This is a genomic window from Nocardia sp. NPDC059236 (assembly GCF_042754085.1).
In the GTDB taxonomy this organism is placed as follows: domain Bacteria; phylum Actinomycetota; class Actinomycetes; order Mycobacteriales; family Mycobacteriaceae; genus Nocardia.
Window position 1 is genome coordinate 195940 of sequence record NZ_JBHZAF010000011.1, and the last position, 12556, is coordinate 208495.

Annotated in this window: 16 protein-coding genes; 8 read left to right on the top strand and 8 right to left on the bottom strand. The window is 67.3% G+C overall.

The window, feature by feature from the left end:
* Window positions 1–236: 236 nt before the first annotated feature.
* The gene (locus ACFXIV_RS27945; protein ID WP_379399254.1) at window positions 237–908 is read right to left on the bottom strand and encodes an alpha/beta fold hydrolase; all 672 of its coding nucleotides are present in this window, start codon (window positions 906–908) and stop codon (window positions 237–239) included.
* Here ACFXIV_RS27945 and ACFXIV_RS27950 point away from each other — a divergent pair.
* A complete protein-coding gene (locus ACFXIV_RS27950) occupies window positions 837–1139 on the top strand; it encodes a MarR family winged helix-turn-helix transcriptional regulator (protein WP_379399255.1) in 303 nt (100 codons plus the stop codon). The two genes, ACFXIV_RS27945 and ACFXIV_RS27950, sit on opposite strands and share 72 nt — an antisense overlap.
* Window positions 1140–1176: 37 nt before the next feature.
* On the opposite strand, the gene ACFXIV_RS27955 is transcribed toward ACFXIV_RS27950, so the two are convergent.
* Both ACFXIV_RS27955 and ACFXIV_RS27960 read right to left on the bottom strand, forming a co-directional pair.
* Window positions 1177–1389, bottom strand: coding sequence for a hypothetical protein (locus ACFXIV_RS27955; RefSeq protein WP_379399174.1), 213 nt, complete (start codon window positions 1387–1389; stop codon window positions 1177–1179).
* Between the two features lie 70 nt (window positions 1390–1459).
* The gene (locus ACFXIV_RS27960) at window positions 1460–2107 is read right to left on the bottom strand and encodes a TetR/AcrR family transcriptional regulator (RefSeq protein ID WP_379399175.1); all 648 of its coding nucleotides are present in this window, start codon (window positions 2105–2107) and stop codon (window positions 1460–1462) included.
* Between the two features lie 241 nt (window positions 2108–2348).
* Here ACFXIV_RS27960 and ACFXIV_RS27965 point away from each other — a divergent pair, with 241 nt between their 5' ends.
* From ACFXIV_RS27965 to ACFXIV_RS27975, 3 genes are all read left to right on the top strand, one after another.
* Window positions 2349–3533 carry an LLM class flavin-dependent oxidoreductase gene (locus ACFXIV_RS27965; protein WP_379399176.1) on the top strand — a complete coding sequence of 395 codons (1185 nt, stop codon included), beginning with the start codon at window positions 2349–2351 and terminating at the stop codon, window positions 3531–3533.
* A 4-nt stretch (window positions 3534–3537) separates the two neighbouring features.
* Window positions 3538–4605, top strand: coding sequence for an alcohol dehydrogenase catalytic domain-containing protein (locus ACFXIV_RS27970; protein WP_379388975.1), 1068 nt, complete (start codon window positions 3538–3540; stop codon window positions 4603–4605).
* Window positions 4606–4844: 239 nt separating this feature from the next.
* Window positions 4845–5693, top strand: a complete 849-nt coding sequence (locus ACFXIV_RS27975; protein ID WP_379399177.1) for a ParA family protein — start codon at window positions 4845–4847, stop codon at window positions 5691–5693.
* Here ACFXIV_RS27975 and ACFXIV_RS27980 read toward each other — a convergent pair.
* Entirely contained in the window at window positions 5666–6196 is a 531-nt protein-coding gene (locus ACFXIV_RS27980) for a hypothetical protein (RefSeq protein WP_379399178.1), read from the bottom strand. The genes ACFXIV_RS27975 and ACFXIV_RS27980 overlap by 28 nt on opposite strands.
* Before the next feature lie 112 nt (window positions 6197–6308).
* Here ACFXIV_RS27980 and ACFXIV_RS27985 point away from each other — a divergent pair, with 112 nt between their 5' ends.
* The 3 genes from ACFXIV_RS27985 to ACFXIV_RS27995 are packed head-to-tail and all read left to right on the top strand — an operon-like array spanning window position 6309 to window position 9062.
* A complete protein-coding gene (locus ACFXIV_RS27985) occupies window positions 6309–7073 on the top strand; it encodes an ATP-binding cassette domain-containing protein (protein WP_379399179.1) in 765 nt (254 codons plus the stop codon).
* Entirely contained in the window at window positions 7070–8053 is a 984-nt protein-coding gene (locus ACFXIV_RS27990; protein WP_379399180.1) for an ABC transporter permease, read from the top strand. The genes ACFXIV_RS27985 and ACFXIV_RS27990 overlap by 4 nt, the downstream gene beginning before the upstream one ends.
* Before the next feature lie 28 nt (window positions 8054–8081).
* Window positions 8082–9062: an ABC transporter substrate-binding protein gene (locus tag ACFXIV_RS27995; RefSeq protein ID WP_379399181.1), complete on the top strand. Its 981-nt coding sequence runs from the start codon at window positions 8082–8084 to the stop codon at window positions 9060–9062.
* Window positions 9063–9119: 57 nt separating this feature from the next.
* On the opposite strand, the gene ACFXIV_RS28000 is transcribed toward ACFXIV_RS27995, so the two are convergent.
* The 4 genes from ACFXIV_RS28000 to ACFXIV_RS28015 form a co-directional block, all read right to left on the bottom strand.
* The gene (locus tag ACFXIV_RS28000; RefSeq protein WP_379388981.1) at window positions 9120–9401 is read right to left on the bottom strand and encodes a hypothetical protein; all 282 of its coding nucleotides are present in this window, start codon (window positions 9399–9401) and stop codon (window positions 9120–9122) included.
* A 321-nt stretch (window positions 9402–9722) separates the two neighbouring features.
* Window positions 9723–10610 carry an alpha/beta fold hydrolase gene (locus ACFXIV_RS28005; protein WP_379399182.1) on the bottom strand — a complete coding sequence of 296 codons (888 nt, stop codon included), beginning with the start codon at window positions 10608–10610 and terminating at the stop codon, window positions 9723–9725.
* Between the two features lie 102 nt (window positions 10611–10712).
* Window positions 10713–10877 (bottom strand): hypothetical protein, encoded by a 165-nt coding sequence (locus tag ACFXIV_RS28010; RefSeq protein WP_379399183.1) that lies wholly within the window; start codon window positions 10875–10877, stop codon window positions 10713–10715.
* 41 nt (window positions 10878–10918) lie between these two features.
* Window positions 10919–11884: an NAD(P)/FAD-dependent oxidoreductase gene (locus ACFXIV_RS28015; protein ID WP_379399184.1), complete on the bottom strand. Its 966-nt coding sequence runs from the start codon at window positions 11882–11884 to the stop codon at window positions 10919–10921.
* Between the two features lie 82 nt (window positions 11885–11966).
* On the opposite strand from ACFXIV_RS28015, the gene ACFXIV_RS28020 reads away from it, so the two are divergent.
* On the top strand, window positions 11967–12551 hold the full coding sequence (locus ACFXIV_RS28020) for a helix-turn-helix domain-containing protein (RefSeq protein ID WP_379399185.1): 585 nt from the start codon (window positions 11967–11969) through the stop codon (window positions 12549–12551).
* The last annotated feature ends 5 nt before the right edge of the window (window positions 12552–12556 follow it).

Sequence of the window (12556 nt, forward strand, 5' to 3'; positions counted from 1 at the left end):
CCCCTTGTCCTTTCGCATGGAACGAGCAGCAGAATCGATAGCTATGCCCAACGGGCCAGGCAGTCGGACGCGCGGTTCCCAGGCAAACCGGCCAGACCGGGCCCTGCCCCAGCACCCCGGTTCGGGCCGCTCCTAGGTCGCTTACCCATCTACCGGAGACCTCCCTTCGTCAGATCACCGACACGCCAACGCAGGCAACGAGATTCGCCGACGCGAGCACGCCCCGACTGCGGGCGTCAGGCGCCTGCCCGGAGCTGGCGCAGGTAGGCGTCGAGGTGGGCGAACGTTGCCCGGGGCTGTTCCAGGTGCGGGAGATGGCCTGCGGCAGTGATGATTTCGAGGCGGGCGTCGGGGAATGCCGCGGCATAGGCGGCCGCGTAGGCGGAGGTGGCGATGGCGTCGCTTTCGCCCCAGAGGAGCAGGGTCGGCAGGGACACCTCGGGTAGCCGGGCGGCCAGCTCGGGATTGTGCATATAGGAGTCGCCGGCGTAGTGGCACAGTGCGGCCATGTTCGCCGCACGAGCGGCCGATTGTTCGGGGGTCGGCTCGGGAGCATTCGACCGGGCTCGGGCCGGGTCGTGCCATGAGTACCGCGCGACCTGTTCGGGGGTGAGCGCGAAGATGTCGCGGATCGGCGCACCATCGACCCGGATGCCGACGGCGTCGATGAGCACCAGGCCCGCAAGGCGATTCGCGGTGTCCCGGACCGCCATCTCGGCGGCGATCCAGCCGCCGATCGAGGATCCGACGACAATCACCTCGCACAGGTCCTGTTCGGCCAGCAGCTCGACAGCAGGCTCACCACCGTGGGCACCACGCTGGCGCAGTAGGATGCGCTGCGCGCCATCGACCGCGAACCGGGGTCGTCGGCGCGAGCCTTGGCGGAGGAGACCTTTCAGAGCGAGCAGGCCTTCGGCACACTGGCCAACCGGCTCGCCACCCGCGGGCTGATCGAACGCACCCCAGGCCGCGGCCGCCTCATCGAGCACCGTTTGACCGCCGAGGGGCGACGCACGCTCGCGGCCGGAAACGCGATCGCCGACAGTGTCCTGGCGGAATCCTTCGCCGAACTGTCGGCCGCGGAGCGGAAGACGCTGCAGGCACTACTGCAGCGCGTGGGCCCCGGTTCCCGGGCCTGACGCCCCCGATCGGATTGCGGGACCGCCGAATCGGCGCTCAGCTGGCGAGGGTGTCCGGGGCGTCGGCGACTTCCGGGAAACGGCGGCGCAGGCCGTCGAGCTGACGCTGGACCGCGGTCAGGTCGGCCTGGGCGCGGGTCTGGGCTTCGGGGCGCGAGACGTATTGCAGCTCGCGGTTCAGCATGTCGGCGTGGCTCTGGAGCTCGCGGGCCAGGACACGGGCCTGGGCGAGTTCGGGATCTTCGGGCATCGGCAACCGCTTTCGAGCTGGGAGTGCGCGAAGTATGTCATGTTTCGTCCACTTGTGCGTCACCGGCGATTCAGCGGCCGGTTCCACCCAGCAAACGGTCGAGGCCGCCGATGAGGAAGACGACCTGATCTTCGTAGAGGGCGGCCAGTTCCTCGGCAGGAGGCGGGATCGCGCCTGGATGCCATTCGTCCGCGCGGCTCAGGGCCTGCAGGAAACCCATGAGCGAGATCGCCCAGCGGGCCTCGAGACGGCTGGGATCCGACTGCGGGAAGGCGCGGCGGAGCTGAACGTGCAACTGATCGGGGAGGTCCTGCTCGGCGGCGGTGAGGGCGGGATGGGAGTGCAGGGAGAGCTGGGTGACGATCTTGATCCAGCGCATGCCGCGGGTCCGGTGCTGCAGCAACAGGTCTCGATAGGGCTCGGTGACCGCGCGGACCAGGGTCTCCGCGGTGGGCGGTTCGGCGCGGGCGGCGAGCACGTCGGCATTGCCGCGAATACGGTCGCGGACGGTCGCGCCGAGATCGAGCAGCACGGCGGCGATCAGGTCGTCCTTGGTGCCGAAATGGTAGTTGACCGACGAGGGGCCGAGGCCGGCGGCGGCGTTCACCGCGCGCACCGAGACCGCGTCCACGCCGTGGGCGGCGAACAGGCGCTCGGCGGTTTTCACCAGCCGGGTGCGGGTCGCATTGCCCTGGCGGTTCTGCATGGGGACGGTCACGGCATGAGCTTGGCACATCGGAGGCGCGGGGCCGGCATCGCGGGGCCCGGAACTGGTTCGACAATCCGATTTCGGCACAGCACAGCGCTCATTATCGACGCTGAATCAGCTTGACTACCTGCGTTTTCAAATCATGCCCACTCACCGGGACAGCCGAACTTATGGATCAGTTGATCCAGGTTTACTCGGGGAACCGCACCGGGCGACGAAGCCCGGGGCACTGGGTGAAGGAGATCCATCCGTGTGGACCGCTGAATCGATGAAATTCGGGGCCTTCCTGGCCCCGTACCACCCCCTCGACGCCGACCCGGCCCTGCAGCTGCGTCGCGACATCGATCTCATGGAACACCTCGACCACCTCGGCTTCGACGAGGCGTGGATGGGCGAGCACCACTCGACCGGAGCCGAGATCGTGCCCGCGCCCGACGTTTTCATCGCCGCGGCCGCCGAACGCACCGAGCGGCTGCGCTTCGGCACCGGCGTGGTGTCGCTGCCCTATCACCATCCGCTGGTCACCGTCGACCGCATCACGCAGCTGGACCTGCAGACCCGCGGCCGCCTGATCTTCGGCACCGGCCCCGGCAAGATCCCGCTCGACGCGCACATGATGGGCATCAATCCGTCGGATCAGCGCCGCCGCCAGGGCGAGGCGCTCGAGGCCATCCTCGCGCTGCTGCGCGGCGAGGTGGTGAACATGACCACCGACTGGTTCACCCTGCGCGACGCCCGCGCCCAGCTGCCGACCTACGATCCGGCCGGCATCGAGGTCGCCACCGCCTCCACCATCTCCCCCAACGGCTCGGTGCTGGCGGGCACGCACGGGTTGTCACTGCTGTCGCTGGCGGCCAGCTCCCCCATGGGTTTCGAAGTGCTGGACCGCAATTGGGGCGTCTACGAGAAGGTGTGCGCCGAGCACGGGCACACCGCGGATCGGTCGCGGTGGCGGCTGGTCAATCCGATCTTCCTGGCCGAGACCCGCGCCGAGGCCGAGCGCGCGGTGAGCCGCCGCATCGGCTCGATGGCCGCGTACGTGAACCGGCAGACCGGCGAGCAGCCCGCGTGGGCGGACACCCCCAAGGGCATCATCGATCAGTGGCGCAATGACAACCTCGGCGAATTCGGGCAGGCCATCATCGGCACGCCGGACGAGGCGATCGCGCGCATCGAGAAGCTCATCGAGAAGACCGGCGGGTTCGGCACCATGTTGGTCCTGCACGTGGACATGGCGAGCTGGGAGGACACCAAGCGCAGCTACGAGCTGTTCGCCTCGGAGGTGATCCCGCACTTCAAGAATCGCAACCGCCGCCGCGAGGACAGCCTGCAGTACGCGCAGGACAACCGGGAGCTGCTGATCGGGCAGCTGGTCACCGCGATCACCAAGGCACACACCGACTACTACGGCGAGACCGCCGCGACGGGAGCGTGATCCCATGCGCGCCACACAGTTTCTGAACGGGCAGTTCTCCCCCGCCGAGGTGGCCGAGCCGCCCGCACCGGGTCCGGGGCAGTTGCGGATCGCGGTGGCCGCGTGCGGTATCTGCGGCAGCGATCTGTCCATGTCGAAGGATCCGTGCCGGTTCGTGCAGGTGGCCGCGGACAGCGGGTATCCGCTGGCCACCTTCGACACCGAGCGACCGGTCGTGCTCGGGCACGAGTACGCCGGGACCGTCACCGAAATCGGTGCCGGGGTCACGGATTTCGCGGTCGGCGACCGCGTCGCGGGGATCGGGCTCGCGACCGAGGCGGCGACCGGCATTCCGACGATCATCGGGTATTCGAACGACTATCACGGGGCGTTCGGCGAGAGCATCGTGGTGGACGCGTTCTGGGTGCGGCACGTGCCCGAGGGGCTGTCGCTCGAGCATGCGACGCTGGCCGAGCCGCTGCACGTCGGCGAGATGCACGTGCAGCAATCCGGTCTCACCGCCGAGGATTCGGCGCTGGTCATCGGCTGCGGGACCATCGGGCTGGGCGCAATCATCGCGGCCAAGGCGCACGGGGCGCGGTTGGTGGTGGCTTCGGAGCCCTCCCCCAAGCGGCGGGAGCTCGCGCGGGCCGTCGGCGCGGACATCGTGGTGGATCCGAACGAGCAGGATCCGATCGAGGCGTGGATGACGGCGGTCGCGCAGGGCGACAGTGTGGTGGGCCAGTCGGGCACGGGCATTCTCATCGCCTATGAATGCAGCGGGCGCGCAGGGATTATCGGCACGCTCATGCGGACCATGCCGTTCAACTCGCGGATCCAGGTGCTGGCCGCGCCGTTCGCGGACGAGCCGATCATTCCGGTGGTCGGGCAGTTCCGGCGGATCGCGGTCAATTTCGGGCACGGGCCGTACGAGAACGCCTACGACATCACGCTGGAGCGGCTGGCGTCCGGGGCGATCGACGCGGAGGCGCTGATCACCGGGCGGGTCGGGCTGGACGGGGTGGCGGATGCCTTCACCGCGCTGCGGAATCCGGAAGAGCACGTGAAGATCCTGGTGCTGCCGGATCACTGACGGTGATATGCCCGGTTCATCCGGTTCAGTGTGGCGGGCGGGGTGGTCCATTGCCCCGGCGACCCGCCACACCACCGTTCAGCTAATGACCAGCATGTGCCGAACTCCACCGTTGTCCGACATGCTGGTTCATTGCCCGGATTGTGAAAATCACTGGTAGATCGTCGCACTTGCCGATGTGCGAAAGGACTCCGGAGCGGGTCCGACCGATCCGCCACGTGACGGGTTAGGCTGGCGAAATGTCGGCAAACATTGCTGTTGAGGAGGCCGGGGCGACCGGAGGCGAAGCCCAGGTGATTGCGCTGTGCAATCAGAAGGGCGGCGTCGGGAAGACCACCTCGACGGTCAATCTGGGTGCCGCGCTTGCCGAGTGCGGGCTGCGCGTGCTGCTGGTGGACCTCGATCCGCAGGGGGCGCTGTCGGCGGCCCTGGGCGTCGCGCACCACGATCTCGAACTCACCGTCTACGACCTGCTGAGCCGGTCGGCGCCGCCGATCGACGACGTGCTGATCAAGACCGGCGTCACGAACCTGCATCTGCTGCCCAGCAATATCGATCTGTCCGCGGCGGAGATCCAGCTCGTCAACGAGGTGGGCCGCGAGCATTCGATGCGCCGGGTGCTCGATCCGATCCGGGATCGCTACGACTACATCCTCATCGACTGCCAGCCGTCGCTGAGCCTGCTCACCGTGAACGCGCTCGCCTGCGCGGACGGGGTCATCATTCCCATGGAGTGCGAGTTCTTCTCACTGCGCGGGCTGGCGCTGCTCAACGACACCATGGAGAAGGTGCGCGAACGACTCAATCCGCGGCTCGAGCTGTCGGGCATCGTGGTCACCATGTTCGATCCGCGGCTGCTGCACTGCCGGCAGGTGCGGGACCGGGTGGCGGAGACGTTCGAGGCGGAGCTGTACGACACGGTGATCTCGCGGACGGTGCGGTTCCCGGACTCCACCATCGCGGGTGAACCGCTCACCACGTGGGCACCGAAATCCCGTGGTGCGGAACAGTATCGGGAGTTGGCGCGGGAGTTCCTGAAGCGTTCGGGGCGGCCGATGGGTCAGCTCGCGATGTCCACGACGCAGTAACCCTGGGTCGCGGCGCGCAGGGTGAAGGTGAGCACGGTGGTGACGGCGGAGGAATTCGTCACCGGGACGGTCACGGCCGCGCCCGTGTCGCCGGTGCGGGCCGTCATCCGGTCGGCGTCGAAGGCTGTTGTGCCGGTGAGCCTTCCGGGGTTGTTGGCCAGGGTCGAGCCCGCGCAGACGAGGGGGTACTTGCCCTCGGTGTCATCGGGCTGGAGCGGCTGCCCGATCCAGCGGGACAGGTAGCGGCGGACCGTGTAGCGGGCGTCGTCCTCGGTGAAAGCGGGCTGGGCGGTGGCGGATTGCGTCGGCGTGGTTGTCACCGGCGCGGGGGTGGTCGTGGCCGCCTGCGAGGTGGTGCCCAGCGTGTCGAGTGAACCGGTCGGCAGGGGCCGCGCCTTCTCGGAGGAGTGCGCGGTGTGCGGAGTCTGGGCACAGCCGACCGCCAGCGCGCACAACGCCACAGCGGGGAGCACCTTCAATGCGCGGAATCCAAGGCGGGTCACCGATCCCACGATAGCGGTGTTTTCCATATCCGCCCCGACGCGACGAGATCATCAGTACGCTCGGTGAGTGGACTGGACGTCCGCTCAGTCGATGTCGCCGGGGTGATCGCCGATGCCAGCCGTGGTATTGGAAGCCGAAGGGCTTGAGAAGCGGTACGGCGGTGTGGAGGCCTTGCGCGGGGCCGGTTTTCAGGTCGGTGCGGGCGAAGTGGTGGCACTGATCGGCGACAATGGCGCCGGGAAATCCACACTGGTGAAATGCCTTTCGGGGGCCGAACAGCCCGATGGCGGGCGGATCCTGCTGGACGGCAAACCCGTCCGGATGGCGTCGCCGACCGCAGCGCGACGGCTCGGGGTGGAGACGGTCTACCAGGATCTGGCCGTGGCCCCCGACCTCGATCCCGCGGCCAATCTTTTCCTCGGGCGCGAGTTGCTCCGCAAGGGGCTGCCCGGGCGGCTCGGGATGCTCGATCGCAAGGCCATGAGAACGCAAGCGGCCGAGCACTTTCAACGACTCGGTGTCGTGCTGCCCAGTGCGGATGTGCCGATCGGGTCGCTGTCGGGCGGGCAGCGGCAGACGGTCGCGGTGGCGCGGGCGGTGATGTGGGCCAGCCGGGTCGTCTTCATGGACGAGCCGACCGCGGCGCTCGGCGTGGTGCAGCGGGAGCGAGTGCTGGATGTCATTCGCCGCGTGCGCGATCAAGGCATTGGGGTGGTGCTGATCAGCCACAATATGCCCGAGGTGCTGGCCGTCGCCGATCGTATCGAGGTGTTGCGGCTGGGGCAGCGGGTCGCCCGCTTCACCGCGGCCGACGCCACGCTGGAGCAGTTGGTAGGGGCCATGACCGGCGCGCTGACGACGGAGGACCAGTCATGAGGCGGCTGGCCGGGACCGGCACGTTCTGGATCGGCTGCGTGCTGGTCGTGCTGTACGCCGCGTTCAGTGTCGTGCGGCCGGACGCCTTTCCGACGCGATTCACGCTGCAGACCTTGCTGATCGAGACGTCGGTGCTGCTGGTGCTGTCGATCGGGATGACATTCGTGATCGTCACCGCGGGCATCGATCTGTCGGTGGGGATGGTGCTGATCTTCTCCGGTGTGCTCGCGGCCAAGACCATGGAGTGGCTCAGTCCCAGCGAGGATGCGACGCACGCGGGCTGGGGCATCATTCTGCTCGGGCTGCTGATATCGCTGGCGGGCGGGGCGCTCTGGGGGCTGGTGAACGGAATGCTGGTGGCCAAGGCGAAGATTCCGCCATTGATCGTGACGCTCGGGTCGTTCGGGGCGGCGCTGGGGGCGGCGCAGTTGATCACCGGCGGGGTCGATACCCGCACGGTTCCCGGGAAGCTGCGTGACTCACTGGGTTTCGGCACCATGCTGGGCGGGATTCCGGATCTGGTGCTGGTGGCGGTCGCGGTGACGGTGGTCGGCGCCTGGCTGCTGCACACCACTCGGTTCGGCCGGTACACGTTTGCGATCGGTTCCAGTGCGGAGGCCGCGCGGCGGGCCGGGATCGGGGTCACGCGGCATCTGATCCTGGTGTATCTCATGGCCGGAATGCTCTCGGGCCTGGCCGGTTTCATGAATTTGGCATATTTCGGGACCACGACGATCGCGGGCCACGGAACCGACAATCTCGATGCCATCGCGGGGGTGGTGATCGGCGGGACCAGTCTGTTCGGCGGGGTCGGGTCGGTGCTGGGCACCGTGATCGGGGTGTTCATCCCGTCGGTTTTGCGCAAGGGCTTCGTCATCGCGGGGGTGCCGGTGTTCTGGCAGCCCATTGCGGTGAGCGTCGTGCTCGTGGCGGCCGTGTGGTTCGACCAGATCCGCAGGCGGTCCCGGGACCGGAAATAACACAACGCAGTTCGAAGGTGAGGGCCTGATGATGAGGACCGGTGGACGGGCGGCCGTAATGGCCGGTGTAGTGGTGGCGGTGGCCGGACTACTGGCGGGATGCGGTGGCTCGGTGAGCAATTCGGGCAAGGCCGACACGAAGAAGCTGGTGCTCATCCCCGGCGTCGCGAACGAGCCCTTCTACATCTCGATGCAGTGCGGCGCCCAGGACGAGGCGAAGAAACTCGGATACTCCCTGGACACCCAGGCCCCCACCCAATTCGACGCCTCGCTGCAGACACCGATCGTCACCGGCGTCATCGCCAACAAACCCGGCGCGATACTCATCGCGCCCACCCACGCCCAGGCCATGGCCAGCCCGATCAAGCAGGCCAAGGACGCGGGCATCAAGGTCATCGAGGTGGACACCGCGCTCGACGACACCTCCATAGCCCTGTCCTCCATCTCCTCCGACAATGTGAAGGGCGGGCAACTGGCCGCGGTCACCCTCGCGAAACTGGTGGGCGACAAGGGATCCGTGCTGGTGATCAACACCAAGGCCGGCACCTCCACCACCGACCAGCGCGCCCAGGGCTTCGAGGACGAACTGAAACAGAACCACCCGGGCATGTCGTCACTGGGCGTCCAATACAACAACAACGAAGCCGCCCAGGCCGCCTCCATCGTCACCGCCACCCTCGCCGCCCACCCCGACCTGGCCGGCATCTTCGCCACCAACCTCAGCTCCGCCGAAGGCGCCGCCACCGGCCTCCGCAACGCCGGCAAACTCGGCCAGGTCAAGGTCGTAGGCTTCGACGCCAGCCCCAAACAGGTCCAAGACCTGAAGGACGGCACAGTCCAAGCACTGATCGCCCAAAACCCCTCCGACATAGGCAAACAGGGCGTAGACCAAGCCGACGCCGCCCTCCAGGGCAAGCCTGTCACCCGCAAAATCCAAACCGACATGATCGCCATCACCGCCGACACCATGTCCACCAACGACCAGTACTTCTACAAGAGCAAGTGCTGACCGGACCACCACTTCCGAACACGAGGGCGCAGCAGGCGTAGCCCAGTCAGGCGCAGCTCAGTACTTCTGGCGATCGACGCGGTGCGATAAGCGCTGGGTGAAGGTTTCGGTCCACGCAGCCGACTCCGATTCCTCAGCAGTCCCCGTGGCGCGTCTCCTCGCACGCAGATTGCCCGTACGCCCGCCTTGTTTCACCCCGCCGGGCCGGGCCTGCAACGCCAACACCCGCACTCCCCATGACACGTAGGCCTCCACGCTCATCCCCGCGCACTCCGCCGCATCGCGCAACGTGAGCCAATCATCCTCACCCACCGTCACCACAATGTCCTTGCTCGACATAACGATCAACGTTAGACCTTGCAGACCGTCCAGACCCGTAAGTGGCCTGCAAATATCTCGTTCAGCCGCTGATCGCCCGGTCCGGACAGTCAAACGAACCCACCCCGCGCGCCGCAAAGCCGAACGCCAGAGAACCGGTCGTATCTCGCACCTTCGGCCGCCGGGCAGCATTTTCTTGCCAATTCCAAAGGCACAGTGCGTGATCAGAACGGTAGAGCCAGATAAGGCTAGAACGGATCGTTCACGCACTCACCCGTAATTTGTTGCAGCCGAGCGCATCACGCCGAAGTGGGTACCCACCAACTGGTCTGAGAAACTCGCTCAGCTTTGCGACGCGTGTCGCTGGATGAGTTCGTATACCGGCTTGGGGTCTTCTATTTGGGGGTAGTGACCCAGACCCGGCAATCGAGTTACCGGCGTGTTCGGCCTGAGGTTCAGAACTGCTTGCAGTACGGCCTCGGTACAGATGGGATCCAGACCCGCCCAGCCGAGTTCCAGCGCGCCCAGCCAGGTGCGTATTGCGTTGTGCCAGCGCGTGGAAGTCGGGGGTGTGACGCGTTCGTGGTTGTAGTAGATGAGTTTGTCGAGCATGCGATGACCGTCGTTGTGGGACAGCAACGACCACTGGTCGGCTGCCTCCTCAGCGGTGAGGGGATGCGCCGCGGAGAAGATGCTGCCGAACGAGCGACGGAAGTAGAATTCGCTCGTCGCTCGGGTGACGAGCGGGCCGAGCCGGCTCAGCAGGAGTTTCTGTCCGAGCAGCAGGCTGGCCTGTTCGCGGACCAGGCTCGCATTGAACAGCAGAGCCGATTTCAGCGTGAACGACAATGTTCCATCGATGTCGCGGGCGAGGAGTTCGGTGGCGACCGAGCTGCCCATGTCGTGGGACACCATGACGACGGGTTCACCTACGTATCGCTGCACGAGTTCCTCGGCGAGATCGGCTTGAATTCGCAACGAGTACTGCGTATCTCGCGGCTTGTCGGACAGCCCGAAGCCCAGGAAGTCGAAGGTGAGCAGGCGGTGGCCGTCGATCGAGTCGAAGGCGTCCCGCCAGTCGTAGGAGCTGGACGGGTAGCCGTGCAGGAGCACCAGCGGCGGCAGGTCCGGGGAGCCGGCTCGTTCACGGACGAAGATCCGGTGGCGTCCGATCTGTTCGAAGGTGCCCGATCGCTGCCAGGCCGCGACGCGTGGGGTCAGGTCCGCCATCTCTACCCTCCTGTGGGCGACAGCCGTCGGTTCGCCTTCACCCTAACAAATTGCACTGTCCATGCAGATTGTTCGCGGGGTAAACGGGCCGATTCCCCACGCTCAGTAGTTGCCGCCGAAAGCAGCGCGCTGAGTCCGTTCCAGCCGGCCGCTGAACATCCGGGCCAGCGGCGGCACGGGCACGCCGGCCGCGTCGTCCGGGCCCGCTACGGAGAGCAGCCAGGCGGGCATGAATCGCAGCGTCCGGAGCGGAGCCGTTCTGCGCATCTGGGTAGGCCGGACCGGCGTGGGCCGGTCCGGCCGGCTGGTCAGGCGGTGGCCAGGGCGCGGTGAGCCTCCACTGCCAGACGGGTTTCTTCGGTTACCAGGTCGGCGTTGATGTGGGCGCCGGCCATGGCGCCGGCGGCGGCGGAATTGCCTACTTGAGCCGAGATGTCGGTGACATTGCCTGCGGCCCAGACGCCGGGGGTTTCGGTGCGGCCGGTGGGGTCGGCGGGGATGTATTCGCCTACGCCGCTGGGGTGCGTGGTGGGGGTCAGGCCTAGATCGGCCAGGAAGGCGGTGCGGGCGACCATGCGGGTGGGGGCGGCCAGGATCTCGCGGGGGATGATGGTGTCGTCGGCGAGGCGGACGCCGGAGATTCGGGCGGCGGCGATCTCTACGGCGGTGACCTCGCCGGTGACGACGCGAATTCCTCTGGCCGCCAGCTGTTCCGACTCCTCCTCGGTGGGAGTGGTGTTGGTGTGGGCGAAATAGACGACGTCGTCGCTCCACTGGCGGAAGAGGAGGGCGAGGTGAATTCCCATGGGGCCCAGGCCGAGGACACCGATCGGGCGGTCCCGGACCTCCCAGCCGTGGCAGTACGGGCAGTGGATGACATCGTGGCCCCAGCGCTCGCGCAGGCCCGGGATATCGGGGAGTTCGTCGACCAGGCCGGAGGTCACCAGCAGCCGGCGGGCGCGGACGGACCGCCCGTCGGCCAGGGTGACGACGAATTCCTCACCGTCCCTCACGATTCCGCTCACCTCGCCCGGAACCACCTGTCCGCCATAGCCACGCACCTCTTCCCGCCCCCGCGCCAGCAGTTCTGCCGGCGGCACGCCTTCGCGTGCGAACAATCCGTGTACCCCGTCCGCGGGCGCATTGCGCGGACTGCCCGCGTCGATCACGACCACCGAGCGTCGGGCTCGGGCGAGCATGAGCGCTCCGTTCAGTCCGGCCGCGCCGCCGCCGACCACCACCACGTCATAGCTGCTGTTCAGCTGATCGGTCATTGATGACCACCTCCTGCCTACGACCATGCGAACCATGCCGCGATCCTGGCAACCTTGTTTGCCGATATGGCAAACTGAAGTCATGACCGAGGATATCGACACAGCCCTGGAAGGGGTGGGACTACGGCTGCGTGAGCTGCGCAAACGACGCGAGACCACGCTGGCGGAGCTGTCCGCCGAGACCGGCATCTCGGTGAGCACGCTGTCCCGCCTGGAGTCCGGCGCGCGCCGCCCCACCCTGGAGCAGCTGCTCCCGCTGGCCCGCGCCCACAATGTGACCCTCGACGAACTGGTGAACGCACCGCTCACCGGCGACCCGCGCGTGCACATGCGCCCGATCAATCGGGGCGGCATGCAGATGCTGCCGCTGACCCGCCGCGTCGGCGGCATTCAGGCCTTCAAGATCGTGCTGGGCCCGAAATCCGGTCGCACCGAACCCAATCCGCAGACCCACGAGGGCTACGAGTGGCTCTACGTCCTCAACGGCCGGCTCCGGATGATCCTCGGCGCGCACGACCTGATCCTGCACCCGGGCGAGGCCGCCGAATTCGACACCCGGGAACCGCACTGGTTCGGCGCGGCCGACGACGAGCCGGTCGAATTCCTCAGCCTCTTCGGCAAACAGGGCGAGCGGGCTCACTTCCGCGCCCGCCCCAAGGACGACTGACGGGC

Coding starts and splice junctions, on each gene's coding strand:
- ACFXIV_RS27955 (WP_379399174.1), bottom strand. CDS start 1,389: ATGCCCGAAGATCCCGAACTCGCCCAGGCCCGTGTCCTGGCCCGCGAG.
- ACFXIV_RS27970 (WP_379388975.1), top strand. CDS start 3,538: ATGCGCGCCACACAGTTTCTGAACGGGCAGTTCTCCCCCGCCGAGGTG.
- ACFXIV_RS27975 (WP_379399177.1), top strand. CDS start 4,845: ATGTCGGCAAACATTGCTGTTGAGGAGGCCGGGGCGACCGGAGGCGAA.
- ACFXIV_RS27985 (WP_379399179.1), top strand. CDS start 6,309: ATGCCAGCCGTGGTATTGGAAGCCGAAGGGCTTGAGAAGCGGTACGGC.
- ACFXIV_RS27990 (WP_379399180.1), top strand. CDS start 7,070: ATGAGGCGGCTGGCCGGGACCGGCACGTTCTGGATCGGCTGCGTGCTG.
- ACFXIV_RS27995 (WP_379399181.1), top strand. CDS start 8,082: ATGATGAGGACCGGTGGACGGGCGGCCGTAATGGCCGGTGTAGTGGTG.
- ACFXIV_RS28000 (WP_379388981.1), bottom strand. CDS start 9,401: ATGTCGAGCAAGGACATTGTGGTGACGGTGGGTGAGGATGATTGGCTC.
- ACFXIV_RS28005 (WP_379399182.1), bottom strand. CDS start 10,610: ATGGCGGACCTGACCCCACGCGTCGCGGCCTGGCAGCGATCGGGCACC.
- ACFXIV_RS28010 (WP_379399183.1), bottom strand. CDS start 10,877: ATGCGCAGAACGGCTCCGCTCCGGACGCTGCGATTCATGCCCGCCTGG.
- ACFXIV_RS28015 (WP_379399184.1), bottom strand. CDS start 11,884: ATGACCGATCAGCTGAACAGCAGCTATGACGTGGTGGTGGTCGGCGGC.
- ACFXIV_RS28020 (WP_379399185.1), top strand. CDS start 11,967: ATGACCGAGGATATCGACACAGCCCTGGAAGGGGTGGGACTACGGCTG.